General features: G+C 64.8%; 26 protein-coding genes. 8 read left to right on the top strand and 18 right to left on the bottom strand.

What is annotated here, in order from left to right:
• Positions 1–24: 24 nt before the first annotated feature.
• Complete coding sequence (locus FLL57_RS16710) at positions 25–1,629, top strand: hypothetical protein (RefSeq protein ID WP_013504160.1); 1,605 nt, start codon at positions 25–27, stop codon at positions 1,627–1,629.
• 767 nt (positions 1,630–2,396) lie between these two features.
• Here FLL57_RS16710 and FLL57_RS16705 read toward each other — a convergent pair.
• From FLL57_RS16705 to FLL57_RS16680, 6 genes are all read right to left on the bottom strand, one after another.
• Complete coding sequence (locus tag FLL57_RS16705) at positions 2,397–2,615, bottom strand: hypothetical protein (RefSeq protein WP_013504159.1); 219 nt, start codon at positions 2,613–2,615, stop codon at positions 2,397–2,399.
• 328 nt (positions 2,616–2,943) lie between these two features.
• Positions 2,944–3,147 (bottom strand): light-harvesting protein, encoded by a 204-nt coding sequence (gene pufA, locus FLL57_RS16700; protein WP_013504158.1) that lies wholly within the window; start codon positions 3,145–3,147, stop codon positions 2,944–2,946.
• Between the two features lie 12 nt (positions 3,148–3,159).
• On the bottom strand, positions 3,160–3,315 hold the full coding sequence (gene pufB / locus FLL57_RS16695; protein WP_013503694.1) for a light-harvesting antenna LH1, beta subunit: 156 nt from the start codon (positions 3,313–3,315) through the stop codon (positions 3,160–3,162).
• Positions 3,316–3,652: 337 nt separating this feature from the next.
• The gene (locus FLL57_RS16690) at positions 3,653–4,099 is read right to left on the bottom strand and encodes a phosphate-starvation-inducible protein PsiE (protein ID WP_047308358.1); all 447 of its coding nucleotides are present in this window, start codon (positions 4,097–4,099) and stop codon (positions 3,653–3,655) included.
• Between the two features lie 133 nt (positions 4,100–4,232).
• On the bottom strand, positions 4,233–4,790 hold the full coding sequence (locus tag FLL57_RS16685; protein ID WP_142883451.1) for a cyclin-dependent kinase inhibitor 3 family protein: 558 nt from the start codon (positions 4,788–4,790) through the stop codon (positions 4,233–4,235).
• Positions 4,790–5,557 (bottom strand): type III effector HopAG1, encoded by a 768-nt coding sequence (locus FLL57_RS16680; RefSeq protein ID WP_142883450.1) that lies wholly within the window; start codon positions 5,555–5,557, stop codon positions 4,790–4,792. Before FLL57_RS16680 ends, FLL57_RS16685 begins: the two co-directional genes overlap by 1 nt.
• Before the next feature lie 133 nt (positions 5,558–5,690).
• Between FLL57_RS16680 and FLL57_RS16675 the strand changes: the two genes are divergently transcribed.
• Positions 5,691–6,326 carry a class I SAM-dependent methyltransferase gene (locus tag FLL57_RS16675; RefSeq protein WP_142883449.1) on the top strand — a complete coding sequence of 212 codons (636 nt, stop codon included), beginning with the start codon at positions 5,691–5,693 and terminating at the stop codon, positions 6,324–6,326.
• Positions 6,327–6,515: 189 nt separating this feature from the next.
• Positions 6,516–7,475: an IS110 family transposase gene (locus FLL57_RS16670; protein ID WP_142884215.1), complete on the top strand. Its 960-nt coding sequence runs from the start codon at positions 6,516–6,518 to the stop codon at positions 7,473–7,475.
• A 232-nt stretch (positions 7,476–7,707) separates the two neighbouring features.
• Here FLL57_RS16670 and FLL57_RS16665 read toward each other — a convergent pair whose 3' ends face one another.
• The 3 genes from FLL57_RS16665 to FLL57_RS16655 all read right to left on the bottom strand — a co-directional run bounded on the left by FLL57_RS16665 (position 7,708) and on the right by FLL57_RS16655 (position 9,863).
• Positions 7,708–8,511, bottom strand: coding sequence for a DODA-type extradiol aromatic ring-opening family dioxygenase (locus FLL57_RS16665; RefSeq protein WP_142883448.1), 804 nt, complete (start codon positions 8,509–8,511; stop codon positions 7,708–7,710).
• Between the two features lie 45 nt (positions 8,512–8,556).
• Complete coding sequence (locus FLL57_RS16660) at positions 8,557–9,147, bottom strand: malonic semialdehyde reductase (protein ID WP_142883447.1); 591 nt, start codon at positions 9,145–9,147, stop codon at positions 8,557–8,559.
• A 74-nt stretch (positions 9,148–9,221) separates the two neighbouring features.
• Positions 9,222–9,863 carry a YceI family protein gene (locus FLL57_RS16655; RefSeq protein WP_142883446.1) on the bottom strand — a complete coding sequence of 214 codons (642 nt, stop codon included), beginning with the start codon at positions 9,861–9,863 and terminating at the stop codon, positions 9,222–9,224.
• A 96-nt stretch (positions 9,864–9,959) separates the two neighbouring features.
• Between FLL57_RS16655 and FLL57_RS16650 the strand changes: the two genes are divergently transcribed.
• Positions 9,960–10,862, top strand: coding sequence for a LysR family transcriptional regulator (locus FLL57_RS16650; RefSeq protein ID WP_235677159.1), 903 nt, complete (start codon positions 9,960–9,962; stop codon positions 10,860–10,862).
• A 253-nt stretch (positions 10,863–11,115) separates the two neighbouring features.
• Here the strand turns inward: FLL57_RS16650 and FLL57_RS16645 are convergent, their stop codons facing one another.
• The 5 genes from FLL57_RS16645 to FLL57_RS16625 form a co-directional block, all read right to left on the bottom strand.
• Entirely contained in the window at positions 11,116–11,589 is a 474-nt protein-coding gene (locus FLL57_RS16645) for a BLUF domain-containing protein (protein WP_142883444.1), read from the bottom strand.
• A 184-nt stretch (positions 11,590–11,773) separates the two neighbouring features.
• A complete protein-coding gene (locus FLL57_RS16640) occupies positions 11,774–12,034 on the bottom strand; it encodes a hypothetical protein (RefSeq protein ID WP_142883443.1) in 261 nt (86 codons plus the stop codon).
• 939 nt (positions 12,035–12,973) lie between these two features.
• On the bottom strand, positions 12,974–13,156 hold the full coding sequence (locus FLL57_RS16635; RefSeq protein WP_047309028.1) for a hypothetical protein: 183 nt from the start codon (positions 13,154–13,156) through the stop codon (positions 12,974–12,976).
• A gap of 178 nt (positions 13,157–13,334) precedes the next feature.
• Complete coding sequence (locus tag FLL57_RS16630) at positions 13,335–13,991, bottom strand: DUF2290 domain-containing protein (RefSeq protein WP_080964206.1); 657 nt, start codon at positions 13,989–13,991, stop codon at positions 13,335–13,337.
• Positions 13,988–16,120, bottom strand: coding sequence for a DEAD/DEAH box helicase (locus FLL57_RS16625; RefSeq protein ID WP_047309029.1), 2,133 nt, complete (start codon positions 16,118–16,120; stop codon positions 13,988–13,990). The genes FLL57_RS16630 and FLL57_RS16625 overlap by 4 nt, the downstream gene beginning before the upstream one ends.
• Before the next feature lie 563 nt (positions 16,121–16,683).
• On the opposite strand from FLL57_RS16625, the gene FLL57_RS16620 reads away from it, so the two are divergent.
• A complete protein-coding gene (locus FLL57_RS16620) occupies positions 16,684–17,061 on the top strand; it encodes a hypothetical protein (RefSeq protein WP_047309030.1) in 378 nt (125 codons plus the stop codon).
• A 179-nt stretch (positions 17,062–17,240) separates the two neighbouring features.
• Here the strand turns inward: FLL57_RS16620 and FLL57_RS16615 are convergent, their stop codons facing one another.
• Positions 17,241–17,957, bottom strand: coding sequence for a DUF1013 domain-containing protein (locus FLL57_RS16615; RefSeq protein ID WP_047309031.1), 717 nt, complete (start codon positions 17,955–17,957; stop codon positions 17,241–17,243).
• 260 nt (positions 17,958–18,217) lie between these two features.
• Here FLL57_RS16615 and ispH point away from each other — a divergent pair, with 260 nt between their 5' ends.
• The 3 genes from ispH (at position 18,218) to rnhA (ending at position 20,730) form a co-directional block, all read left to right on the top strand.
• On the top strand, positions 18,218–19,180 hold the full coding sequence (gene ispH / locus FLL57_RS16610) for a 4-hydroxy-3-methylbut-2-enyl diphosphate reductase (RefSeq protein WP_013504143.1): 963 nt from the start codon (positions 18,218–18,220) through the stop codon (positions 19,178–19,180).
• Positions 19,181–19,282: 102 nt separating this feature from the next.
• Positions 19,283–20,266, top strand: coding sequence for a homoserine kinase (locus FLL57_RS16605; RefSeq protein ID WP_047309032.1), 984 nt, complete (start codon positions 19,283–19,285; stop codon positions 20,264–20,266).
• Positions 20,263–20,730: a ribonuclease HI gene (rnhA, locus tag FLL57_RS16600; protein ID WP_047309033.1), complete on the top strand. Its 468-nt coding sequence runs from the start codon at positions 20,263–20,265 to the stop codon at positions 20,728–20,730. The genes FLL57_RS16605 and rnhA overlap by 4 nt, the downstream gene beginning before the upstream one ends.
• A 210-nt stretch (positions 20,731–20,940) precedes the next feature.
• Here rnhA and FLL57_RS16595 read toward each other — a convergent pair whose 3' ends face one another.
• From FLL57_RS16595 to FLL57_RS16585, 3 genes are all read right to left on the bottom strand, one after another.
• Entirely contained in the window at positions 20,941–21,426 is a 486-nt protein-coding gene (locus tag FLL57_RS16595) for a peroxiredoxin (RefSeq protein ID WP_013504140.1), read from the bottom strand.
• Between the two features lie 255 nt (positions 21,427–21,681).
• The gene (locus FLL57_RS16590) at positions 21,682–23,373 is read right to left on the bottom strand and encodes a long-chain fatty acid--CoA ligase (protein WP_013504139.1); all 1,692 of its coding nucleotides are present in this window, start codon (positions 23,371–23,373) and stop codon (positions 21,682–21,684) included.
• A 276-nt stretch (positions 23,374–23,649) separates the two neighbouring features.
• Positions 23,650–25,101, bottom strand: a complete 1,452-nt coding sequence (locus FLL57_RS16585) for a D-alanyl-D-alanine carboxypeptidase family protein (protein ID WP_047308045.1) — start codon at positions 25,099–25,101, stop codon at positions 23,650–23,652.
• Positions 25,102–25,113 lie beyond the last annotated feature (12 nt).

Below are 25,113 nucleotides of genomic sequence, written 5' to 3'. Positions count from 1 at the left end.
AAAGACATCGTAAATTGAGTCGAGATGGCTGATTACTATCCGCTGATCGCACGCGCTATTTCGAGCCTGGACCCGAGTGCTCCGGGCGAGCAGCGGCGTGCGATCTACGAACGCGCGCGTGCGGCGCTGATCGCCCAGTTGCGCGGCGTGCAGCCTCCGCTGACCGAATCGGAAATCACCCGCGAGCGTCTGGCGCTCGAAGAGGCGGTGCGCAAGGTCGAGTCCGAGGCCGCGCAGCGCGCCCGCGATGCCGCCCGCGCCGAGCTGAAGGGCCGTGGCCGTCCCGGCGATGCGCCGCGACCGGGCGATGCGCTGCGTGCCTCCAGCCGGCCGCTCGGCCGTCCCGGCGATCCGCCGCCGCAGGTCAATCGCGGCGCCGCGCCGAATTCGATGCCGGAGCCGGAGTTGCCGTCGTCGGTGCGCCCGCGTGCGCCGGACGATGAGCCGATTTCGGAAGAGCCCGCCGAGCAGCGTCCGTCGCGCACCCTCCGGGTCGATCCGCCGCCGATTCCGCCGGAGCCGCCGCTGTCCGGCCGTGCTCCCGCCACGCCGCCGCGCCGCGGTGTGCCGCCGAACCAGCCGCCGCCGCCGGCCAATTCGCCCGGCCTGCGCGGCTTCCGCGACGTCACTGCCGATCTCGACGGCCTCGGCAACGCAGCGGCTCAGGCCAATCGCGCGGCGCGGAAGACCTACGCCAACGTCGCGCCGTCGCCGGAATTCGATCGGCTCGAGCCGACGATGGAGAACCGCTCCGATCCGGACGCGCCCTACGCCTACGACGAATCGATCGACGAAGCCGCGCGCTATGCGCCGCCGCCGGCCGGGATGCGGCCGCCGGCCGAGCCCAAGCGCAAGCCGCCCCGCGCGCCATGGAAATTCCCGCTCCGCAGCGCGCTGGTGATCGGTGTGGTGGTGATGCTGATCGGTGCCGGCCTGGTCTGGGGACCGGGCGTGGTGTCGAGTCTGATGTCGCTGATGCGCTCGCCCTCGACCCAGACCGCGGCGCCCGCCACCCCGGCGCCGTCGACCGAGCGGCCGAAGATCACCGATCGGGTCGGCCAGCCGTCGACCGAGCAGGCCGCGCCGGTGGCGCAGCGTGTGGTGCTGTACGACGAGGATCCGAACGATCCGAAGGGCAAGCAGTATGTCGGCTCGGTGGTGTGGAAGACCGAGCAGGTCAAGGGCGCCAGCGCCAAGGGCGGCGGCGACATCGCGGTGCGCGCCGACATCGAGGTGCCGGAGCGGCAGTTCAAGATGACGATGTCGTTCCGCCGCAATACCGACACGTCGCTGCCTGCCAGCCACACGGCGGAATTGACCTTCATCCTGCCGGCCGATTTCCAGGGCGGCGGGGTGTCCAACGTGCCGGGCATCCTGATGAAGTCCAACGAGCAGTCGCGCGGCACGCCGCTCGCCGGGCTCGCCGTCAAGGTCACCGACGGCTTCTTCCTGGTCGGCCTCAGCAACGTCGAAGCCGATCGCTCGCGCAACCTGCAACTCCTCAAGGAGCGCTCCTGGTTCGACGTGCCGATCGTCTATGGCAACGGCCGTCGCGCCATCATCGCGATCGAAAAAGGCGGCCCCGGCGAACGCGCTTTCAACGACGCGTTCAAGGCGTGGGGCGAGTAGTTAGCAAGGGTAGGGCGCCCGCGCCTTTTTGCGCGGGGCCTGCGTGCTTCCATTCCTTCAAGTTGCGGTTCGACCTACAGAGTCATTCCGGGGCGCTCGCGTTGGCGACCGAACCCGGAATCTCGACGCCGGCAAATAACAACGCCCGTCATCGCCCGCGCAGGCGGGCGACCCAGTATTCCAGAGCCTCGGTGCCAATCACCAGCTCTCTGGGATATTGGATCCCCGCTTGCGCGGGGATGACGTCAGAAGCGAGCGTCGCCCAGAATGGACAGCTTCGCGCGGCACGCAGAACACTGCGAGATTCCGGGTCTGCGTGCTCTCGCACGCATCCCGGAACGACGGCGGGTGGAGAGGGGCGCGCGTGGCGTTCGTTCACTGCTCGGGCTTCTCCCCGAGTCATTCCGGGGCGCGAGCGCAGCTCGCGAACCCGGAATCTCGACGCATGCAAATAACAACAGCCGTCATCGCCCGCGCAGGCGGGCGATCCAGTATTCCAGAGCGTCCGTGCCAATCACCAGCTCTCTGGGATATTGGATCCCCGCTTGCGCGGGGATGACGTCAGAAGCGAGCGTCGCCCCGAATGGACAGTTTCGCGCGGTACGCAGAACACTGCGAGATTCCGGGTCTGCGTGCTTTCGCACGCATCCCGGAATGACCGTGGGTGGTAAGGCGCGTGCGCGGTGTTTTTCGCGCCGTCACTATCCCCCGAATCAAAACGCGCCGCGGAGGCCGCGGCGCGTGGGGGATGAAGCGTGACGAGTGGATTACGGCGCGCCGCTCGCGCCGGCGCGGACGGCGTCGTCGACCAGCGCGTGCGCGTCGGTGATGCCGCGTGCCGCGTTCTGCACGATGATTTGCGCCATCATCGCCTTGGTGGCCGGGGTTCGGTGCTCCGCCGCGATCTGCTCGACCGCGATATCGAGCACTTCGCGCAGCGTCGCGACGTATTCGGGATCGAATTTCGGCGGTTCGTTGGCAGTCATCGTCGTCTCCTTCAGTTACGGCGCGCACCATGCCGAGCCAATGCGGCTCAAGTGCGGAGCGCAGATGAAGTTGCAGTGACGCGGGCGGATTTCGCAGTCCGTTACGGCGAATTCATGAATCGCGAAAACCCTTGCGGGACAATAACAAACGCCGTTGCACAAGGCGCCTCGAATGGCTCCAGTTTAGGTCGAATCCAAAACCGCGAGACGGCTCCGCGCGCACTCGCTTCGTGCAGCGACAATGCGGCGACAAAAACAAAACGCCTGCCGGAGCCCCCGCACGAGGGGCGCCGACAGGCGTCTTGTCAGCTTCGTCGAAGTAAGAAGCTTACTTCTTGGCGGCCGGAGCGGCCGGCGCCGGCGCAGCAGCGGCCGGGGCGGCGACGGTGGCGCCGTTCCAGTACTTCGGGAACCAGGTGGTGTTGCTGAGAACAGCGTAGTGCACCAGGATCGCGATCACGGTGACGCTGCCGAGCAGCAGCGGCAGGCCGGCGCCCGGGTTCACGACGGTCCAAATACGACCTTGATTCATGTTCGATACTCCTTAGTGCAGCCAGGGCGTATAAACATACGCCAGGAAATGCGCGACGATGGCGATCGCACCGAAGATGCGCGTGCCGTCGATCACATGCTTGTGGAGCTCTTCCGACTCCGCGATCGTCAGACCGGTCGGCCAGACCTTGTTCGGATCGTCTGCCATTGTAAAAAACCTCCTGAGAGACTTCGATCATTGCGTGCGGTTCGCACGCGTCAGTGCTGCTAGCAGCGCCCGGGGCGCCAGATCCGGTTGGGCTCGCGACCGCCGCTCGAGGCTGTCGCGCCACCTTCCGGACCCGTTCGGTCCCGGTTGAGACCTCCGTGTCCGTGCCACCAAGTGTGCGGCAGCGTACCGATCACGTCGTTCTCTCGCTCGGTCACATTATCGTGACAACCCCCCTTGTCAACTTGACATGACACTGACTGTTGTCCGGTTCATTCCGGACATCAGTCCGTAACGGGGCGGCCGCAGCGGGAAATCGGCAACCGCACACCGCCGGCTAGCCCCGCTCGGACGTTCCGCGCCGCGCCGTGCCCAGAACGGGATCGTGGCTGCCGTGCCGCGGCGGGCGATAGGAGATCACCGCGCAGGCGATCGCCAGGATCAGGATGGCGCCGCTCTCGTACAGCAGGTTCTCCGGCGGCTGGTCCTTGCCTTGCAGGATGAGGAGCCGCGAGATCGCCGTAATGGCGATGAACATCGGCAGCGTGATCGGGATCTTCTTGCTCTCGTAGTACACCGCGACCATCGCGATCACCTCGACATAGATGAACATCAGCAGCAGCTCTTTCAGCGTGACGCGGACGTTCAGCACGGTCTCGTAGACTTCCTGCGCCATCGCCACCACGGCGAAAGTGCCGATCAGCAGCAGGAAGGCGTTCTCGATCAGTTGGAAGCCTTTGCGGATCAGCGGCATCGGCGGGGACGGCGGCGGCAGGTCGTTCATCGGCAGGAATCCGGTTGCGGCGCGGCTTTGCGCCCGATCCGGCGGATCTAGCGGATCGGGCGAACAGCGTCTTTGACCCCGTCCCGCACTGCGGAAAAACGCCGCTGCGGCGGATCGCACCGCGCCGCCTCGTTCACGGCATCGGCTGCGCCCGCTCCACCACCGCCTGCTGCGCGCTGGTCTCGATCGCGCCGCGGCCCCGCGCGGCACGCACCTGCGCGATCGCTGTGGTCGGCGGCACGCCGAGTTCGACCAGCAGCCGCGCCGCGATCATGCCGGCGCGGCCGAGCCCGCCCTTGCAATGCACCAGGACGTCGTCGCCGGCGCGCAGCCGCTGCCGGATCAGGCGGCCCTCGGTGTCCCAGCGCCGTTCGAACTCCGCGGTCGGCGGGTGATAGTCCGGGATCGGCAGATGCAGCCATTGCATGGCGCGGCGCTCGACCTCGGCGCCGAGCTCCGGCACCCTCAGCAGCTCCAGTTCGCGCCGCTCGACCAGCGTGAGCACCACCTGCGCACCCCAGGCCTGGATCGCGTCGAGATCGGCGGCAAGATCGCGCGCCCAGCCGCCGGTCAGCGCCGAATGATCGTGCTTGCCCGGGCAGAAGGTGATGCCGATGCGGCCGTGGTCCGGGCCGGCCCGCACTTCGGCGATCTGCAGCGGATGGGTCTGGCTGGTGCGCAGCGGCGCCATCATTCCTCCATGGTGTCGAAGGCGCGGGCTCGGGCGGTGTCGCCGGCCCCGGCCGCGACGCGGCGGATCAGGTCGTCGCGCCGCGCCAGCAGCAATGCGGTCAGCGCGCGCGCCTCGCCGGTGTCGCCGAGCACCTCGCGGACCACCGCGCCGATCGCGGGCTCGGTCAGTCGCGCCACCTTGGCGACCGAGGCGGCGAGCGCCGGTCGGCTCATCGCGCCGAACACGCCGGCCGCCACCGCGTTGGCGCGGGCGTCGCGCAGCGTGTCGAATTCGATCGCCTCGGGACCGAAGTCGGTCTTGCGCGCGCCGCGGGCGCGATACGCCAGCGCGCCGCCCTGGTCGATCCGCACCACGCCGCGGTCGCGGGTCACCAGCACGTTGTCGAGATCGACGCCGAGCACGTCGCGATTGGCGAGCCAGGCGTCGACCGCGAAATCGCCGCACACCTCGGCGGCGACGCCGTTGTCCGGAAACGCCAGCGCTTCGCCGAGCGAGGCGCCGCGCAGCATCGCGCTGGCGACCGCAAGGCCGCCGCCGCGCCGCACCAGCTCGACCTCGGCGACGTTGGTGCCGGCGAGCCGGTACAGCCGGTTGGCCAGCACCTCGTTGCGGGCATGATCGTCGCTCGGCGGGGTTTTGACATACCAGGCGCGACCGTGCGGGTCGGCGTACAGCCCGCCGGCGTTGGAGCCGGCCTGGCCGCCGATCGCGGTCCAGCCGTCGGCGTTCCGCAGGCTGGGCGCGGTGTCGCTGTCGTCCGGCATGAACTCCCCGAGCAAGCTTCAGCGCAGGCGATTTGCGCGAAATCAAGCGACATCGCGCCGCCCGCCGACTAGCGTAGCGCCGCCGCTGGCCTGCGCAACATCGACCAAACGCTGACGACGGGGAGGCGAGGCGATGTCGTTGTCGAAGATGTGGGGCTTGCTGACCGGGCGCGACCACCGCGCCGCGAGCAGCATCGATTGGGATGCCCGCTACGGCACCGACACCCGCTCCACCGTCGAACTGCACGGGCTGACCATTGCGCACGACAGCCGCCGCTTCGGCGAGCGCTATCAGGCCAGCGATCCGTCGGCGCTCGGCGACGCGGTGGCGTTCGCCGGGCTCGATCCGCGGCTGCATCGCTTCGTCGATCTCGGCTGCGGCAAGGGCCGGATGCTGATCGTCGCCGCCGAACTCGGCTTCAGATCCTGCGTCGGCGTCGAATTCGCGGGCGAGCTGGCCGCGACCGCGAAGGCCAATGTCGCGGCGGCCGGCTTCAGGACCATCTCGATCGTGCACGGCGACGCCGGCGCCTACGCGTTCCCGGAGCAGCCGTTCGTGCTGTATCTGTTCAATCCGTTCGGCAAGCCGATCATGGAGCGGGTGCGCGACAATCTCGCGAAGCTGCGCCGCGCCGACTACTACGTGATCTACAAGAACCCGCGCGAGCGCCGGATCTTCGACGAGATGCCGACGCTGCACTATCTCGGCACCCCGCCGGCGCACAAGGGCGTGTGGGGCGTGCATGTCTGGGCGCCGCGGGGCGCGTAGTTCGTCCGATCGAGATTCCTGTATCTGCGAGGTGCTGGTGCATAGTCAGCACGACGGAGGCCGCTCGGTAGATTCCCGGCCGATCATCTCGCCGTAACCCGGTGCGGGCGCCTCTGTCGGTGTTGCTTGATCGAACAGTCGCACGGGCATTGCCGTTGCGGTGATCGCCCGCATACAGGACCGATGCCCATGACGATTGCAGTGCCGCTTGCGGTTGCGGCCGGCGTCGATGCCGGCCAACGTTTTCTCGATGTCGCGCTGGCTCCGTCGGGCCAGACCTTCCGAATGCCTAATCTGGCCGAGGGCATCGCCGAGATCATCGCCCGCCTCGAACGCTCCGGCGTCAGGCGGGTGGTTCTGGAGGCGATCGGTCCCTATGCCGAACCGCTTGTCAAAGCGCTTTCGGTCGCCGGCTTCGAAGTCGGTATCGTCAATCCGCGCCGGATCAAGGCGTTCCGCGAGGCCGAAGGCGGTCGCGCCAAGACCGACAGGCTGGACGCGCGGCTGATTGCGCGCTTCGCTCTGACTATGCCCGAGACCCTGCGCCCCCTGCCCACCGACACCCAACTCGAGCTGAAAGCGTTGTCGCTCCGACGCCGCCAGCTCACCGAGATGATCGCGATGGAGAAGACCCGGATGAAGCAGGTCCGTGGCACGCTCCTGCTCGATAGTCATCGGGCCGCGATCGCCGCGTTGTCGGCGCAGTGCCAAGCCATCGAGGCCGAACTCGCCAGGCGCATCGGCGACGACGCCGAACTCCGCCGCGTCCTTCACATCCTCAAATCGATCCCCGGCATCGGCGAACGGGTGGCCACGCTCCTCATCACCGACCTACCCGAACTCGGCCAGCGCGATCGCAAGGCCATCGCCAGCCTCGCAGGGCTCGCGCCGCACGTCAGCCAATCCGGCGCAGCACCGCCTCGCGCCGCCATCGCCGGCGGACGTCCTTGCGTTCGCGCCGCCCTCTACATGGCCGCCCTGGTCGCCGCCCGCCACCACCCCAAGCTCCGCGACGACTACAACGCCCTTCGCCTGCAAGGAAAACCCGGAAAGGTCGCGCTCATCGCAATCGCCCGAAAACTGCTCGTCACAGCCAACGCACTCGTCAAAGCCGACACGCCATATCAAGGTAAGACCCTTGACACATGAGACAGTCGCCGGGTTCACGCGCTGACGCGCGCGCCCCGGAATGACTGGGTGGAGCCACGCGTGCGCCTCTCCACCCGCCGTCATTCCGGGATGCGTGCGACAGCACGCAGACCCGGAATCTCGCAGTTGTGACGAAAGAAGATGCCGAGAAGCGTGCGACGGTCGCGTGCATGAGCTCGTCGTGATTCCGGGTTCACGCGTCGGCGCGCGTGCCCCGGAAGGACTCGGTGCGTCACCCGAACGCGTAGCCGGAGATGAGCTTATTGCCGATGGCGTCGTGGAACACGCGGCGGCCGGGATCTAGGCCGCCGGCGCCGGCGGCGACCATCAGCGGGATCAGATGTTCCTCGCGCGGATGGCAAGCGCGGGCGCCGGGCGCGCCGGCCCATTGCGCCAGCCGCTGGTTGCGGACCGCCGCATCCGGCGCGGTCGCGGCGTCGGTGAGCCAGCGGTCGAACGCTTCGGACTCCGCCACCTGTCCGTCGAAGAAGGTCGAGAGGTTGTGGAAGCTGTTGCCGCTGCCGATGATCAGCACGTTGTCGTCGCGCAAGGGAGCCAGCGCCGCGCCGATCACCAGATGCCGAACGGGATCGAGGTCCTGCTGCAGCGACAGCATCACCACCGGAATCTGCGCGTCCGGATCGACGATCAGCATCGGCACGAACACGCCGTGGTCGAAGCCGCGTGTCGCATCGGTGGCGGTGGCGATCCCGGCATTGCCGAGCAGCGCCTGCACCCGCGCGGCCAGCGCCGGATCGCCCGGCGCGGGGTAGCTCAGCCGGTAGGTGTGTTCGGGAAAGCCGTAGTAATCGAACAGCATCGATGGAGCGGCCGAGGTGCTGACGGTCGGCAGCGCGGCTTCCCAATGGCCCGACACGATCAGGATCGCGCGCGGCCGCGCCGGCAGCGAGGCCAGCACGCCGGACAGATAGGCGCGCAGGCCGTCATAGGCGTTCGGCCCGAACCGCCGCGGCGGCTCCATCCAGAAGCAGGGGCCGCCGCCGTGCGACAGGAAGATGGTGGGCTGACGGGGCATCGTCGCAATCTCCCTGATTGGAAGGCGTGTCGCTCAGCCGCCGCGTCACAGCACCCGGCAGGCGTCCTCGAACGAAAGCCGCGGGTTGCGCGGAAACAGCTTGTCGGCATCGCCGTAGCCGATGTTGCACAGGAAGTTCGACTTCCAGCGGCCGTCGGGGAAGAACTCGGCATCGAGCGCGGCGTGGTCGAAGCCCGACATCGGCCCGGCGTCGAGCCCGAGCGCGCGGGCGGCGAGGATCATGTAGGCGCCCTGCAGCGCCGAGTTGCGCTTGGCCGTCTCGGTGATCAGCTCCGGCTTGCCGACGAAGCCGCTGCGCATGTCGCGCGCCGGAAACAGCTCCGGCAGCAGGTCGTGGAATTCGCTGTCGTAGGCGACGATCACGCAGCACGGCGCTTGCTTCACCTTGTCGACATTGCCGGGCGCGACGCTGTTCAATAGCCGCGCCTTGGCCTCGGCGCTGCGCACGAACACGAACCGGCCCGGATTGCTGTTGGCCGCGGTCGGCGCCCATTTCAGAAGATCGTACAGCGCGCGAATGGTGTCGTCGGTGACCGGCTTCGGCGTCCAGGCATTATGGGTGCGGGCCTGGACGAACAACTGGTCGAGATGGGGGGCGGGCAGCGCAGTGCTCATGAATGGTTTCTTTGCGAGGGCAAGGGGAGATGCGCCCGCCGCCGGATGCGACGGGCGCGGAGAGTCGAAAGCGATCAGTTCTGCTTTTCGAACGCGGCGCTGATCTCGAGGCCGACCTCGTCGCTGATCAGCGGCACGTATTTCGTCACGCCGAACTCGCTGCGCTTGATCGTGCCGGTGAGATCGAACCCGACCGTCACCTTCTTGTTCAGCGGGTTGACGCCGGCGCCGTGCAGCCGGGCGTCGAGCGTCACGGTCTTGGTGACGCCGTGCAGCGTCAGCTCGCCGCTGACCTTGGCCTGGCGCGGCCCGGTGACGGTGACCTTCTGTGATTTGAACAGGATCTCCGGATGCGCCTTGGCGTCGAGCCAGTCGGCGGCCTTCAGCTCCTCGGTCAGCTTGTCGACCGGGGTGTTCACCGAGGCGGTCGGCAGCTTGATGTCGAACTTGCTTTTGGCCGGGTCGGCGCCGTCGAGCTGCAGCGTGCCGGAGACGTCGCCGAGCCGGCCGCGGAATTCCGAGAAGCCCATATGCGACACCACGAAGCCGACCTGGGTGTGGTCGGGGTCGATCGCGTAAGCGCCGCTCTCGACCTTCACCGGCTCGGTCTTCGCCGCCGGGGCCTTGGCGGCCTTCGGTGCGGTCTCGGCGAACGCGGCGGGCGCCACCGCCAGCGCGGCGGCCAGGATCGGAAACAGCAGGTGACGTCGGATCATGAGTGTCCTCCAGTTTGGCTGTCGGTCTGACTTAAGAGCCCCGGCAACCTGAAGAAAGTGATGAAGTCTTGCTGATCTTGATCTAAAATTTCGATGATGAATGACGGTCTCACCCTCGACCAGATCCAGCTCCTGCTCACGGTGGCGGAGGAAGGCAGCTTTTCGGGCGCCGCCCGCAAGCTGCGGCGGGCGCAGTCGGCGGTCACCTACGGGGTGCAGAAGCTGGAGCGGCAGATCGGCGTCGCGCTGTTCGATCGCTCGCAGTACCGGCCGGTGCTGACCGAGGCCGGCCGTGCGCTGCTGGCGCGGGCGCGGCGGATCGCCGAGGAGACGGCGGCGTTCCGCGATCAGGCCCGCAGCCTGGCCGGCGGCCTGGAATCGGAACTGACGCTGGTGCTGGACTCGATGTTTCCGATGCCGCGGATGGTCGATGCGCTGCGCGCCTTCACCGATGCCTTCCCCACCGTGACGCCGCGGATCTTCGTGCAGTCGCTCGGCGCCTCGGCCGAGCTGGTGCTGAACGGCACCTGCATGATCGGGCTGGTGCCGGAGCCGTTCAGCGATCAGCCCGCGCTGAAGCGCTATCCGCTGTCGACCGTCCAGCTCCTGCCGGTGGTGGCGCAGCATCACCCGCTGGCCGCGATCGAGGGCCCGATCCCGACCGACGTGCTGCGCCGCTACGTCCAGCTCGTGCTCACCGACCGCTCGGCGCTGACCGAGGGGCGCGACTACGGCGTGCTGTCGACCCAGACCTGGCGGCTGGCCGATCTCGGCACCAAGCACGCGATGCTGCTGGCCGGGCTCGGCTGGGGCAGCATGCCGACCCATATGGTGGCGGACGATGTCGAAGCCGGCCGGCTCAAGCTGATCCAGCCGCTCGAATTCGAGGATCGCACCGCGCAACTGGTGATGACCGCCGCGCACCTCGCTGCACGCCCGCTCGGCCCCGCGGCGCAATGGCTGCTGACCTACCTGCGCGCCCAGAGTCCGCGGGGCTGAGACCGTGCTCCTGAGAGCCCGACTGGAAATGCGGGCAATGAAATCAAGCACGTTCGTTTCAACCCGTCATGCCCGGCCTTGTGCCGGGCATCCACGTCTTGCAGCGAAACCATCAAGAAAGGCGTGGATGGCCGGGGCAAGCCCGGCCATGACGAAACTAATCGTCAATTGAACGGCTTATGAAAGCCTTTTGAATTTGCTGCCCGCATTTCCGGTCAGGCTCTAAGAACGCGGGCAGCGTCCGGCTGCGGCTTCAGCTCTTGCCCGACGCTGCGAAGGTCCGATCGGGCGACAGCTCGGCGTCGTAGGCCATTTCCATGACGATCTTGAACAGCCGGTCACACTGTTCGTCGGGCGCGAAGTGGGTGTCGGTCCTGATCCAGCCGAGCGCCTTCTCCCAGCTCGGCGAGCGGCCGATATAGGCCATCGCCCAATTCGGAAACTGCCGGCTCTCGACCTCTGCGGCCGACATCACCTGGATCTTGCCGTGACGCCGGTCTTGCCGGATCGCTTCGAAGATCCGCTCGACATGATCGCGCGGCCCTTCCAGCACCTGGGCGAAGAAGCCGCAATTGAAGATCAGCGCGCCGGTGATGTCGAACGCGTCGTTGTTGCGGCGGGAGCTGTCGAGGATGCGTTCGATTTCAGCGGCGACATCCGCGACACCGCCCTCGATCCGATTTTCGCTGACATACAGCAATCGATACAATTGCGCCGATTCAGTCATCACCGCGATGGTTTAGACGGCGCAGCGCCGTCAGCCAATCCTTCCGCGCCATTCAGGAGCGCCGTGCCCGCTCCCGCCTTGCGCCGCATCAAATCTCGTTGCGCCGGCTCTCGCCCGTCGTTCCGGAGCGCCGACGCCGGCGAGCGACCCGGCGGATCGGCGAGGCAGGCGGGCCGACCGGCCCTCAGCCCGGCACATGCAGCAGCCGGTACGCCACCGCCACGGCGAGCGCGATCGCGGCCCAGATCAGGATGTGATTGAGACGTTGGCCGGCACTGGCTCCGCGCAGCATGCCGCGGCCGATGAACAGCATCAGCGCCGACAGCATCGCGACGCTGACCACGGTCGAGGATTCGAACAGCTCGCCGCCATAGGCGGTATCGTTGACGATCGCCGCCACCCCGCCGGTCACCAGAATCGCAATCAGAACCCATAAGTACGCCATCCGCGAAGTCTCGGCCGCGCCGCGCGCCCCTGTCAATGCGGGGCAGCGACGCGGGGGAAGGGCGCTCCGCAGCTCCAGCGTATCGCGGCACGACGTCCTCTCCCGGCGTCATTTCCGGGATGCGCGCCTCCGGCGCGCAGGCCCGAAATGACGTGGAGAGAGGATTGTAGAGTTAGGCTGAGCAGGTCATTCCGGGGCGCTCGCGAAGCGAGCGAACCCGGAATCTCGACGTTGTGGCAAGGATCGCCCCTCTGAGCTTGAAGCACGGGCCATGCCGCAGATCGCAGCGCGCTCCCTCTCCCGCTTGCGGGAGAGGGCTGGGGTGAGGGCGACGCAGGTGGTGAGTCCAGTGTGGAGTCCGCATGAGGGTCGCGAAACGCGGGACGAAGCGAGGCCCACAGATCGCGACAGGCCGCTTCGTCGGACTCCAAACGTCATTCTGAGAATGTCGCGAACGGATCAACGCCCCGTACCGGAAGTCTCATCCGACGCGGCATAAGTTCGACATCTCGACAAGGCGAGGCCTGCATCGCATCGACCAGATCGCGTCCGGTCCGAGCCGTGTCCGGCGCGGGTGTGCTGGTCGTCCTTTCGGCGTCCCGAGCGATGCCGGACGGCCTCCGCTTGTTCGTCATAGAAGGCGTCCTCGCACCAGACCCTGCGGTCGCTTCGGTCGCGCGGGCTATGATTGCAGACGGCGCGCAAGCTGGCGCAGAAGTAAGGCGAGTTAGCCGAGGCGTAACCCGACGATGTGCAGTGTCAATGAAGACGGCGGATGACGCTACGCACATCCGCCCTACGGTTGATCCAATCGTCGGCGCAAGGCGCGCTTCAAGTCGGTAGCCCGCATGAGCGCAGCGACATGCGGGAGCGGCAAACCTGGATGTCGCTTCGCTCATCCAGGCTACGCTTGCTAGTCGTCTCCGCGCCTCACGCGCTTCAGGCGGCTGAGGATGTCGTCAGCAGGCGCGTCGCCAGCTTGTGAACTTGCCGAACGCCGTGCTGATCCAGATCCCAGGTCGCGACTTCGCTGCGGATCAGATCGGGGTGCTTCTTGCTGATGTCCCGCAGGGCGTTGCCGACCGACTTGCGCAAGTACTCGCTGTCGTCGGTCCGCAGCAAGCGTAGCCCGCGTGAGCGAAGCGACCGCGGGATCTTTTGCAAGGATGACTTCTATGACGAACAAGCGGAGGCCGTCCGGCAGGTGGGCGGATTACGCTTCACCAATCCCCCTATGGGCGAAAGGTGAGAGTAGAAATGCGTGAGAAGGCGATTTCAAGGATCGGAAGCAGATCAGCGTTTACGCCAAAATATGCGCTATGAGCTTCTCATTGGAGGTAATTGTTTCTTGGAACGATTGGCTGCAGTCAATCGTCTCTAGCCCAGTTGAATAAAAAGCTGTGTGATAGAAATTTCGAAGAATAAACGAAATGAACCTCGCAGGTGTTAATGGACAGGCAAGCGGGATGCGGCAATTGGGGTACTGCCCCAAGGTTAGATGCGATTTTGGATGCTTAACGTCTACGTGCAGCGCTTCATCAATGCAAAAATCGAAGCGAATTGGAAAGTGAACGATATTTCTTCCGACTATGTCCCCATAAAGTTCGTCTTGCAGATAAAGGTCGGGTTGATTGTCAAAGCTATCCAGATCAGGCGCCGGAAACATGCATAACCTGTGGCTATGAATGCTATCGCCCGCAAATCGATAGCACATTTGCAGTAAGGCTCCGTCGAGCATCTTGATGTGGAATGCGTTGTCCGCAAGAAGTGTGAGATAAATTTCCTCGTAAGGAATGTTTTTCATGCCAATGCTTAGAGATGGATTATTTTGAATGCCAATCTCTGTCAGGCCTCGCGAATTTATGAAGGATGGCCAGTTCTGTTGATCTGACAGGCTCGTCTCAATTAGCTTGGTGATTATCGCGCTAATCTCTGATGCAGTTGCTCTTGGCGTCATACCATCTTCCCGATAATCTTTTGGAGCTTGCTCTGGATGTCTTGAGGTAAGTCTTCAAGCGTCACAGTCCCCAGATCAATCTCGTCAAGTATTCTGCCCAAATCTGAGATATTGCGCACAAGCGACTTCTTCTCGTCGTGCGTCATGTCTCTGTTGATTATATGCAATTCTTTTCTCTTCTGTTCGTTGGGGTATTGAAAATTGAGGCAGAAGTCGTTCTGCTTTATCGTTTCGAACTCGCGCGCAAGGGTTTTCATGTCAGCGCCTACGCCAAGAACCCTTACCCATGCCTTGGATCTCGTTATTGCAGTAAAAAGTTGACTGCGGATTCGAGCTCTAAGGACAGGAAAGTAAGAGTCGTAGCAATCATTAGCGTTGATGATATACACCATCGCGGCCTCGTTGCCCTTGGCTCGGAAGATGCCCGTGAAAGTTATGGCATCATTCTCAAAAAATACATCGGGCGAAGAGGATACGCCTGCCAATGTTGAGTTTATCTCCTTCTTGAACAGAAGGGATCGCGCCCGCGCAACGGCCTTTCTTGTCTTCAGGGGGTCGGGGTTTATTACAACGATGTCTTCTGGAAGTAAGTCGTCCTCTTTGAGATTTTTCTCTATCTCGCCCGCTAACCACTCGTCCTGCGCTTCAGTCGTTTCGAAACACTTGAAGGAGATGATGTCGTCGATGGGAGAGTGAGATTCTAAAAATCTCGGACTTGTCCGGTCGGTTCGATGGAGCGATACGCGCTGATCGTCGGACAGGCTTCCTGTCTTTATCTCGTAGCCAACGTCGAGCCAGAGGTCGTGCTGATCAAAGAACTGAACTAGCCCTGCGGTGCGATAGATGCCAAATCCTAGAGCATGAGCAGTTGCCAGTATAGGGCGCGAGTTCCGGTAACATTTTTCAAGGATGATGTCTTGGCGAGGCTCGCCAGAGGAAGAGTTCGTCAATGATACTAGCGGACGATTTTGGGAGTCCCTTCCGAAGATGTCTTCTGGTGGAAGCATGGAGGCATTAGTGAGGTTCTGAAGTTCGTCGTACGCGTAAACAAGGCGCTTCGGCTCTTTCAGGAAGCGATAACACAGTCGCAGGAATTCCGGAGGGAAGTCCTGCGCTTCGTCGACCAGTATCGCGTCGTAGAAAGGTTGCGGATTAATCGCTTCTTTTAGCGCTAAGCTGCACGCTCCCTGGAATTCTTTCCCTGGAAAGCGTTCCTGAGCAGACTTAAAGTCAAAGTAGGTTGTGCCGTTGGCTCTGCAGAATTTATAGTAGATTCCTGTTCTATCAGAGCTTCCCGGAGCTCCCCACGCATTTACGATCTCGATCTTGTCCCAATCGGGCTCTTCGCTGGTTTGCTCGTACACGAAGTTGGTAATCAAACGTTCGAATTGTCCCTTCAGTGAACGAGTGTTGAACGTGACTGCAATATTCCATTCGGGATTTTGTGCGTGGAGATAAGCAACCTTGAGTGCGAGGACAATGGTCTTGCCAGATCCCGCCAAGCCTCGAATGCGCTGGACGCCAGGCACGGTTTCAATTACCGCTGCACCTTGGTTGACGTCCAGATTCGCAATCGTTTCTTCCAGTCTTCGAAGCTTTGCGCCGCGAGAATCAGGCCGGGCGGATTCGCGTTTCTTTTTGCCTCGTCGAATGGTGGAAAGTGATTGAATTGCGGAAGCGAGTGCGGGGTATAGTTGTTTGTTTTCCCAAGAGATGGTCGGTATGAAATCTCTTAGGGAGGCGCTGTCGAGAAGATGATAGTCTGGTCCGACATCGAAGCGCTTAACGAGCGTTGCGGGAGCAAATGTGGCAACGGTCAGTTCGACGCCGAGTTCTCGTCGCTGGACGAGATTTGGAAATTGCATCAAGCGTGATTTTACTTTTGTGTAGATCTCGTCCTGACGCTGCTGGAAGTCGGTCGGATCTCGTCCCTCCACGACATCGAATACGATGATCCCGTGCTCAGGGCTGAGAAGAGTCGCATCTATCGGAAAGGCACCTGAAGGTGTACCCAGGATCGGGTAGCCAATATAGAGCGTTCCCTCTAAATCATCGGCAGCTTCCAGAATTTCAGCAAGCCTTCTCGATGACGCGGGCTTGGAAGAACTGCCCCAAATAACTTCAACCATATCGCTCTCTGTCGGCTAGATCGTCGGTGCCACATTAGACCACGTGCGTGTGAATTTTCCTATCCGAGCATTGAGTGATTGACGTGTCTGGACGATAAGTCTATATTCCTATCCATCCCGCCCCATCGAGGGGCGCGTTGCCGGGACGCTGGTCGTCGCGGGGCGGGGTGTGGCGCCTGCGGGTGTGGGGTGGACGTCGCCCTGTACCTCCGGGAGGCTGAGGGTCGCCGTCCGCCGCTACTACGAGCGGCCGCCGCGACAGAGGCTGGACGGGTACGGTAGAGGCCGGGGAAAGCCCGCAAGCTCGCCGTGTCCCGGAAGAACGGTCCTTCAGCCAAAAGTCGCCACGGTGGAGCGTCGAAAGACGTTTCCGCGGCGCTCGCGCTTCGGCGATCCGAGGCATGAGGCCGCGGGTACTACCAAAGGCGCGTCTTTCGGCGCTCCACCTCCCTCGGCCCGATGGCCGACCGGAGGCCCCCTGAACCCACCACTCACGCAAGGCTTTTGCGGGCAACGCCGCCGCATGCGCGCGCGCCCGCTGGTATCAGCATCAGGAGGGAGCGATGCCGACTTGGCCGACCGACCAACGAAGCTGGGATCACGCGCGGCTGGTTGCGCTCGAGCAGCAAGCCAGCGCCGAGCGGGCGCAGCTTCGGCTCGACATCGACATGCTGGCGGCACGCCGCGCGCTGCAGCGCGCGCTGGCAGATGAAGCGCAGGCGCACAAGCGCTGCCCAGTGAAGCACTGCCGCCGGGCGCGCGGCTGCCGCACGCCGATGCTCTGCGCCGTGGTGCCGATGGAGCCACCGACCGAGCCACAGTGGAAGATCATCGACACGCTGTACACCAACCTGCAGCGCCGCCGCCGAGATCAGGCGCTGGCGCGGCTGCAGGACCGCGAGCGGATGCGCGATGGGCCCAAGGCGGGGAGCGGGCGATGACGATGAGGGTGGGGAGGGCGCTTTGCGCTGATGCCGGCCGCGGAGCCGCAACGCGCCGGGTCCGTCATCCTCCGCGCAAGCGGAGGATGGAGTATTGCAGAGCGCCTGCGGTCAGTAACGTGCGCTCAGGGATACTGGTTCGCCCGCCTGCGCGGGCGATGACGGGGAGGGTGGGCGGCTCAGAAGCCGCCGTCTTCGTCCTCGTCGTCGTGCTTCTTGCCGCCGATGGTCTTGAGCTTGGCGAACACCGCGTCGACGTCGAGATCGTCCTGGCTCTTGCCGGAGGTCGCCGCTTCGTATTCGGCTTCCTTGCGGGTGGTCTCGGACGCCGGCAGCAAAGTGGCGCCGCCATATTGCTGGTCGGCCGGCTTCTCCTTGGCGGCGCGCTGCACCTCGAAGTCGAGGTCGAGCTGCGAGCACAGGCCGAGCGTCACCGGGTCCATCGGGGTCAGGGTCGCGGCGTTCCAGTGGGTGCGGTCGCGCACGGACGCGATCGTGGTCTTGGTGGTGCCGACCAGGCGCATGATCTGCGCGTCCTTCAGCTCCGGATGATTGCGCACCAGCCACAGGATCGCGCTCGGCCGCTCGTGGCGGCGCGACACCGGGGTGTAGCGCGGCCCCTTCTTCTTGGCGGCCTGCGGCAGCACCACCTTGCTCTCGGCGAGCTTGAGGCGGTAGTCCGGATCGCCTTCGCCCTTCTCGATCTCGTCGCGGGTGAGCTGTCCGCTGGAAATCGGGTCCATCCCCTTGATGCCCTGGGCGGCGTCGCCGTCGGCGATCGCCTTGACCTCCAAGACGTGCATCTTGGTGAAGTCGGCGACCTGATCGAACGTCAACGCCGTGTTGTCGAGCAGCCAGACGGCGGTGGCCTTCGGCATCAGCGGTGCGTTGCTCATGGGCAAATCTCCTTTGTCCCTTGCCCCTCCGGATTCGTCCTGAGGCAAGGCGGGTCGTCGAGGATGACGGGAATTGCCGCTTATATATGCCGTCCGGGGCTTCCCGCGCAAGGAGCCTTGCTAAAGTGCAGGGGCGACGGCCTTGACAGGGCCGCAAACCCGGCCCAATTCCTAAGCTGTTCGACCCATGCGCAACGCCGATGGCGTGCGCCTGTTTTCCGCCGGTTCTGCTCGGCGCCCAGGCCCCCGGATCGCTGCCAATGCTCGCGAAATCGCCGCTGAAAATCGTGCTTTGCTCGCCGCGCGGATTCTGCGCCGGCGTGGTGCGGGCGATCGATACCGTCGAGCGGGCGCTCGCGCTGTACGGCGCCCCGGTCTATGTCCGGCACGAGATCGTCCATAACAAATACGTGGTCGACAGCCTGCGCGCCAAGGGCGCGATCTTCGTCGAGGAACTGGAAGAGATCCCGGACACCAAGGCCCCGGTGGTATTCTCCGCCCATGGGGTGCCGAAATCGGTGCCGGAAGACGCGACGGCGCGGAATTTCTTCTCGATCGACGCCACCTGCCCGCTGGTCACCAAGGTGCACCGCGAGGCGGCGATCCATTTCAAGCGCGGCCGCGAGATCCTCTTGATCGGCCATTCGCACCATCCGGAAGTGGTCGGCACCCTCGGCCAGCTTCCGGCCGGCGCGGTGACGCTGATCGAGACCGCGGCCGACGCTGCGGCGTATCAGCCCAAGGATCCCGACAACCTCGCCTTCGTCACCCAGACCACGCTGTCGATCGACGACACCGCCGGCATCGTCACGGTGCTGCGCGAGCGCTTCCCGAACATCTCCGGGCCGCACCGCGAGGACATCTGCTACGCCACCACCAACCGCCAGGCGGCGGTGAAGAAGGTGGCGCCGGTGGTCGACGCCATGATCGTGGTCGGCGCGCCGAATTCGTCGAATTCGCAGCGGCTGCGCGAGGTCGCCGAGCGCGAGGGCTGCAAGGTCGCGGTGCTGGCGCAGCGCGCCTCCGATCTCGACTGGAGCCAGTTCGAGGGCGTCAGGGTGCTCGGGCTCACCGCCGGGGCCTCCGCCCCCGAGGTGATCGTCGAGGAGATCATGGGCGCCTTCGCCGAGCGGTTCGACCTGTCGGTCGAGACGGTGTCGGCAGCCGAAGAAAACGAGTTCTTCCCGCTGCCGCGCGCGCTGCGACCGGACGCCGCCGAATAACTCCGGCCGGAGCCGCGGGCCCTCCCCCCGGGGCGCCCTTTCTTCGCGCGCCGTCTTGGTCTAGGAAGCCGCCAGCTTCCTTCCTTCTGATCGGATCACGCCATGGCGGTCTATACCGACGTCGCCGCCGACGAGCTTGCGGATTTTCTGAGCCGCTACGACATCGGCGATTTGCTGTCCTACAAGGGCATCGCCGAGGGCGTCGAGAACTCGAACTTCCTGCTGCACACCTCGCGCGGCTATTTCATCCTGACGCTGTACGAAAAGCGCGTCGCCCGCGACGATCTGCCGTTCTTTTTGTCGCTGATGACGCATCTGGCCGGAAACGGCATCAACTGCCCGCAGCCGGTCGCCGATCGTGCCGGCAACACGCTGGCGACGCTCGCCGGCCGTCCGGCGGCGATCATCGGCTTCCTCGACGGGGTGTGGCCGCGCAAGCCGAGCGTGGTGCATTGCGCCGGCGTCGGTCAGGCGCTGGCCAAGATGCATCTGGCCGGCCGCGGCTTTGCGATGCAGCGGGCGAATGCGCTGTCGGTCGCCGGCTGGCGGCCGCTGTTCGCAGCCGCCGAGGCGCGCGCCGACGAGGTGCAGCCGGGCCTGCGCGATTTTCTCGCCGCCGAGCTCGACTATCTGGAAAGCGGGGTGTGGCCTTCCGATCTGCCGCAGGGGCTGATCCACGCCGACCTGTTTCCGGACAACGTGTTCTTCATCGGCGACGAGGTCTCCGGCATCATCGACTTCACCTTCGCCTGCACCGATCTTTTGGCCTACGACGTCGCGATCTGCCTGAACGCCTGGTGCTTCGAGCCCGACCACGCCTTCAACGCCACCAAGGCCCGCGCGCTGCTCAGCGCCTACACCCGCGAGCGCCCGCTCGATGCCGCCGAGCAGGCCGCGCTGCCGCTGCTCGCCCGCGGCGCCGCGCTGCGCTTCCTGCTGACCCGGCTGGTCGACTGGCTCAACGTGCCGGAAGGCGCGCTGGTCAAGCCGAAGGATCCGATGGAGTACGTCCGCAAGCTGCGCTTCCAGCAAAATGTCGTCGGGATTCGCGACTATGGTGTCGAACTCGCAGGGGCGGTGGCGTGAGCGAGGCCGACCAGAAGCCGGTGATCATCCACACCGACGGCGCCTGCTCCGGCAACCCCGGCCCCGGCGGCTGGGGCGCGATCCTGAAATTCGGCGACGTCGAAAAAGAGCTGAAGGGCGGCGAGCCCCACACCACCAACAACCGGATGGAGTTATTGGCGGCGATCTCGGCGCTCGAAGCGCTGACGCGGCCGTGCTCGGTGGATCTGTATACCGACAGCCAGTATGTGAAGAACGGTATCGGTAGCTGGATTCACAACTGGAAGCGCAACGGCTGGAAGACCGCCGACAAGAAGCCGGTCAAGAACGTCGATCTGTGGCAGCGCCTCGACGCCGCGCTGAAGACTCACAGCATCCGCTGGCACTGGGTCAAAGGCCACGCCGGCCACGCCGAAAACGAACGCGCCGATCAGCTCGCGCGGGACGGGCTCACCGAGAACCGGATGAAGTCGCGGCTGAAGTAATCGCTTCACCGTCGTCGTCACCCGCGCATGCGGGTGATCCAGTATCCCAGAGCGGCAATTAGTAAAATTAGCGCTCTGCAATACTGGGTCGCCCGGTCAAGCCGGGCGATGACGCGGTTAGTTGGAGCGGCCGCGTGCGCAGATTAACGTTGTGAAGATACGAGCGCGACGGCCGTCAGGGTGACTGAAAGCTGCGCGCCCGCAATCGGCTCACAACTGCCCGAGCAGCGTGTCGCCGCCGGAGACTTCGACCTTGCCGGGGTTCGGCTCGAGGTTGAGGGTCTTCACCACGCCGTCGTCGACCAGCATCGAGTAGCGCAGCGACCGGGTGCCGAGGCCGAAACCCGAACCGTCCATTTCCATGCCGATCGCCTTGGTGAACTCGGCATTGCCGTCGGCCAGGAAGATCGCCTCGTCGCGCTGGTCGGTGTCGCGCTTCCAGGCGTTCATCACGAAGGCGTCGTTGACCGAGACGATCGCGATGGTGTCGACGCCCTTGTCCTTGAGCGCATAGGCGTTGAGGAAGATGCTCGGAAGGTGCATCTTGTGACAGGTGCCGGTGTAAGCGCCCGGAACGGCGAACAGCGCCACCTTCTTGCCCTTGAAGACGTCGTCGGTGGTCTTCACCTCGACGCCGTCCGCAGTCATCACGCGAAACTGGACGTCGGGCAGCCGGTCGCCAACCTTGATGGTCATCGGTATCTCTCCCTGTTGTGCGGATGATTTCTAGCCCGCGGGTATGACAGTGACAATGTCGCAGGATCGGTCATTGCGGGATCGGTCAGGCGATTGTGCTGGCGGCGGCACGCCGTCCAAGCACACTGCCGTCATTCCGGGGCGCTCGCAAAGCGAGCGAACCCGGAATCTGAAACGGGCAGGATAATCGCGGGATTCCGGGTTCACAGGCTGGCGGCCGCGCCCCGGAATGACGTGCGAGGAAGCGGATCAGGCTTAAGCCGCCGCTTGGCTGCTCTTCTTCTCGTCGCGCAGCTCGCGGCGCAGGATCTTGCCGACATTGGTCTTCGGCAGCGTGGTGCGGAATTCGATCTGCCGCGGCACTTTGTAGTTGGTCAGCTCGTTGTGGCAGAACTTGATGATGTCCTCGGCGGTCACATCCGGGTCCTTCTTCACCACGAACGCCTTGACGGCCTCGCCGGTGCGCGAGTCCGGGACGCCGATGACCGCGCATTCCAGCACGCCGGGATGGCTGGCGATCACTTCCTCGACCTCGTTGGGATAGACGTTGAAGCCGGAGACCAGGATCATATCCTTCTTGCGGTCGACGATCTTGGTGAAGCCGTCCTGGTTCATGATGCCGACGTCGCCGGTGCGGAAATAGCCGTCGGCGGTCATCACCAGCGCGGTCTCGTCGGGCCGGTTCCAATAGCCGGCCATCACTTGCGGGCCCTTGGCGCAGATCTCGCCGGCGGTGCCGAGCGGGACTTCGTTGCCTTCGTCGTCGCGGATCGAGATGTAGGTCGAAGGCACCGGAATGCCGATCGTGCCGTTGAATTCGGTGACGGTCGCCGGGTTGCAGGTCAGCACCGGCGCGGTCTCCGACAGGCCGTAGCCTTCGGCGATCGGGCAGCCGGTCAGCTTCAGCCAGGCTTCGGCGACCGGTCGTTGCACCGCCATGCCGCCGCCGTTGGAGATCTTCAGCTTGGAAAAGTCGACCTTGTCGAAGCCGGGTGCATGCAACAGGCCATTATACAGCGTGTTGACGGCCGGGAAGGTGTTGACCTGATACTTCATCAGTTCCTTGATGAAGCCGGGGATGTCGCGCGGGTTGGGAATCAGCAGGTTGACGCCGCCGGCGCGCAGTCCGAGCAGGTAGCACGCGGTCAGCGCGAAGATATGGTACAGCGGCAGCGCGCAGACGATGAAAAGCTGATCGATGTGCGGCGGCTTGTCGAGCGCCGGCTGCAGCCAGGCGTCGTTCTGCAGCACGTTGGCGACGACGTTGCGATGAAGCAGGGTCGCGCCCTTGGAGACGCCGGTGGTGCCGCCGGTGTATTGCAGGAAGGCGACATCGTCCGGGCCGATCACCGGCTTGGTGAGCCTGGCGCCGCGGCCGGCGGAGACGGCGTCGTTGAACGACACCGAGCCCGGCAGCGAAAACGCCGGCACCATCTTCTTGATCTTGCGGACCACCAGATTGACGATCACGCCCTTGAAGCCGAGCATGTCGCCCATCGCGCCGACGATGACGTGTTTGACCGGGGTGCGCGCGATCACCTGCTCGACGGTGTGGGCGAAATTCTCCAGCACGATGATGGCTTCGGCGCCGGAGTCCTTGAGCTGGTGTTCGAGCTCGCGCGGGGTGTACAGCGGGTTGACGTTGACCACGGCGAAGCCGGCGCGCAGCACCGCGGCGATGGCCACGGGATATTGCAGGACGTTCGGCATCATCAGCGCGACGCGCGCGCCCTTCTGCAGGCCCTTGCCCTGGAGATAGGCGCCGAGCGCGGCCGACATTTCATCGAGCTCGCGATAGCTGATCGCCTTGTCCATGCAGATGAAGGCTTTGCGGTCTCCGAACTTACGGAAGCTCTCCTCGAACAGATCGACCAACGAGGGATACTGCGTCACGTCGATGTCCGCCGGGATGCCCGCCGGGTAGTGCTTGAGCCAAATCCGCTCCATGGTGTGTTCCTCGTGTCGCCTGCCCGAAGCTGCCGCTCCGTGCGATTATGATTGTTGCATATCGGTCGGGGGCGGCGAATTGGCCGAAAGACGCCGCGGGCTGTTTGTTGCGTTGCGAAAAGACGTGCTCGAAAACCGCCTTCGCCCGCCCGTTGTTGGCGGAGTATTGAGCGAAGCGATCAGCGAACGCAAGCGGCTGCACGCCGCACCAAGGCGGCGGTCTGTGAACGACCAAGCGGCGGCAATGCGAGGGATTTCGCTGCCGCGCCCGCCGGATCAGGATTTCGGCTTGGCGTCGCTGACTGCGCCGCCGGACGCAGGTTTGGCAGCCGCCTTCGGCTTGGCCGGAGCTGCAGGCTTGGCTGCGGAAGGCTTGCCATCGGCAGACTTGGCATCGGCAGACTTGGCGCCGGCAGACTTGGCACCAGCAGGCTTGGCACCGGCCGCCGGCTTGGCCGGCCTGTTGGTATCGACGATCACCGCGGTGCGGGGCTTGGTGCCTTTCGGGGTGGCCTGGTCGACGCTGGCTTCCGGACCTTCCGAAGCAGGGCTCTTCTTCTTTGCAGTACGGGCTTTCTTCTTGGACGGTTTGGCAGCCTGCTGCCGCTCGGCATCATTGGCCTCGGCGGCGATCAGCGCCGGACCGCTGCGGGTCGGTCCGGTATAGACCACCACCGGCTGGGTCGGCTCGGGCGCCGCGGCGATCATGTCGACCGGACGCAGTGTCGGCGGCTGGAACATGGACAGCACCGCGTCGCCTGACAGCGCGTTGGCCACGGTCTCGTCTTCGTCGCTGGCCGGGCGCTTGCGCTTGGGCCCGCACATTTCGTCGCGCAGGTCGGGTGGCGTCGCCGCGATCGGCGCGAGGTTATCGACCGTGCCGAGCGACGGCGTCAGCCAGGCGAGGGTGTTGGTGGAGAAGCCGCGCTCCAGCAATTGTGCCGCCTTCACGGCGCGGTCCTGGCCGGAATTGGCGCCGAGCACCACGGCGATCAGCCGACGTCCGTTGCGGGTGGCGCTGGCGACGAGATTGTAGCCGGAGGCGCAGATGAAGCCGGTCTTGAAGCCGTCGGCGCCGGGGTAGCGGCCGATCAGCTTGTTGAAATTTCGCGTCACCCGCTTGCCGAAGCGGATCGCAGGAATGTGGACGTAATACTCGTACTCCGGCAGATCCCGAATGACCGCGCGGGCGAGGATCGCCTGGTCGCGGGCCGACGTCACCTGTTCGTCGGCGGGCAGACCGTTGGGGTTGACGTAGCGGGTCTGCGTCATCCCCAGCCGCGCCGCGGTGTCGTTCATCATGGCCGAGAAGCCATCGACCGAGCCGCCGACGCCTTCCGCCAGCACAACGGCCATGTCATTGGCCGACTTCACCATCATCATCTTCAGCGCGTTGTCGACGGTGATCTGGGTGCCGGGGCCAAAGCCCATTTTCGACGGCGATTGCGCGGCCGCGATCGGCGACACCGTCAGCAGACTATCCTGGGTGAGGCGACCCTGTTTCACCGCCTGCAGCGTCACGTACAGGGTCATGAGCTTGGTGAGCGAGGCCGGATGCCACGGATAGGTTGCGTTGTCGGCCTGCAGCACCTTGCCGGTGTCGGCTTCGATCAGCAGCAGCGCCTCGGCACTGGCGGCGCGCGGCAGCACGGTCAGCGACAGCAGCGCCGCCGCGACGATGGCCAAAAACGAGGATGAACGGCGAGGCTGTGCGTTGATCAAAGGCACGTTCCGATTCCG

Origin of the sequence: Rhodopseudomonas palustris, assembly GCF_007005445.1 — a bacterium.
GTDB lineage: Bacteria > Pseudomonadota > Alphaproteobacteria > Rhizobiales > Xanthobacteraceae > Rhodopseudomonas > Rhodopseudomonas palustris_G.
Note: the sequence above shows the minus strand (reverse complement) of the source record. Positions and strands in the feature narration are given on the sequence as shown.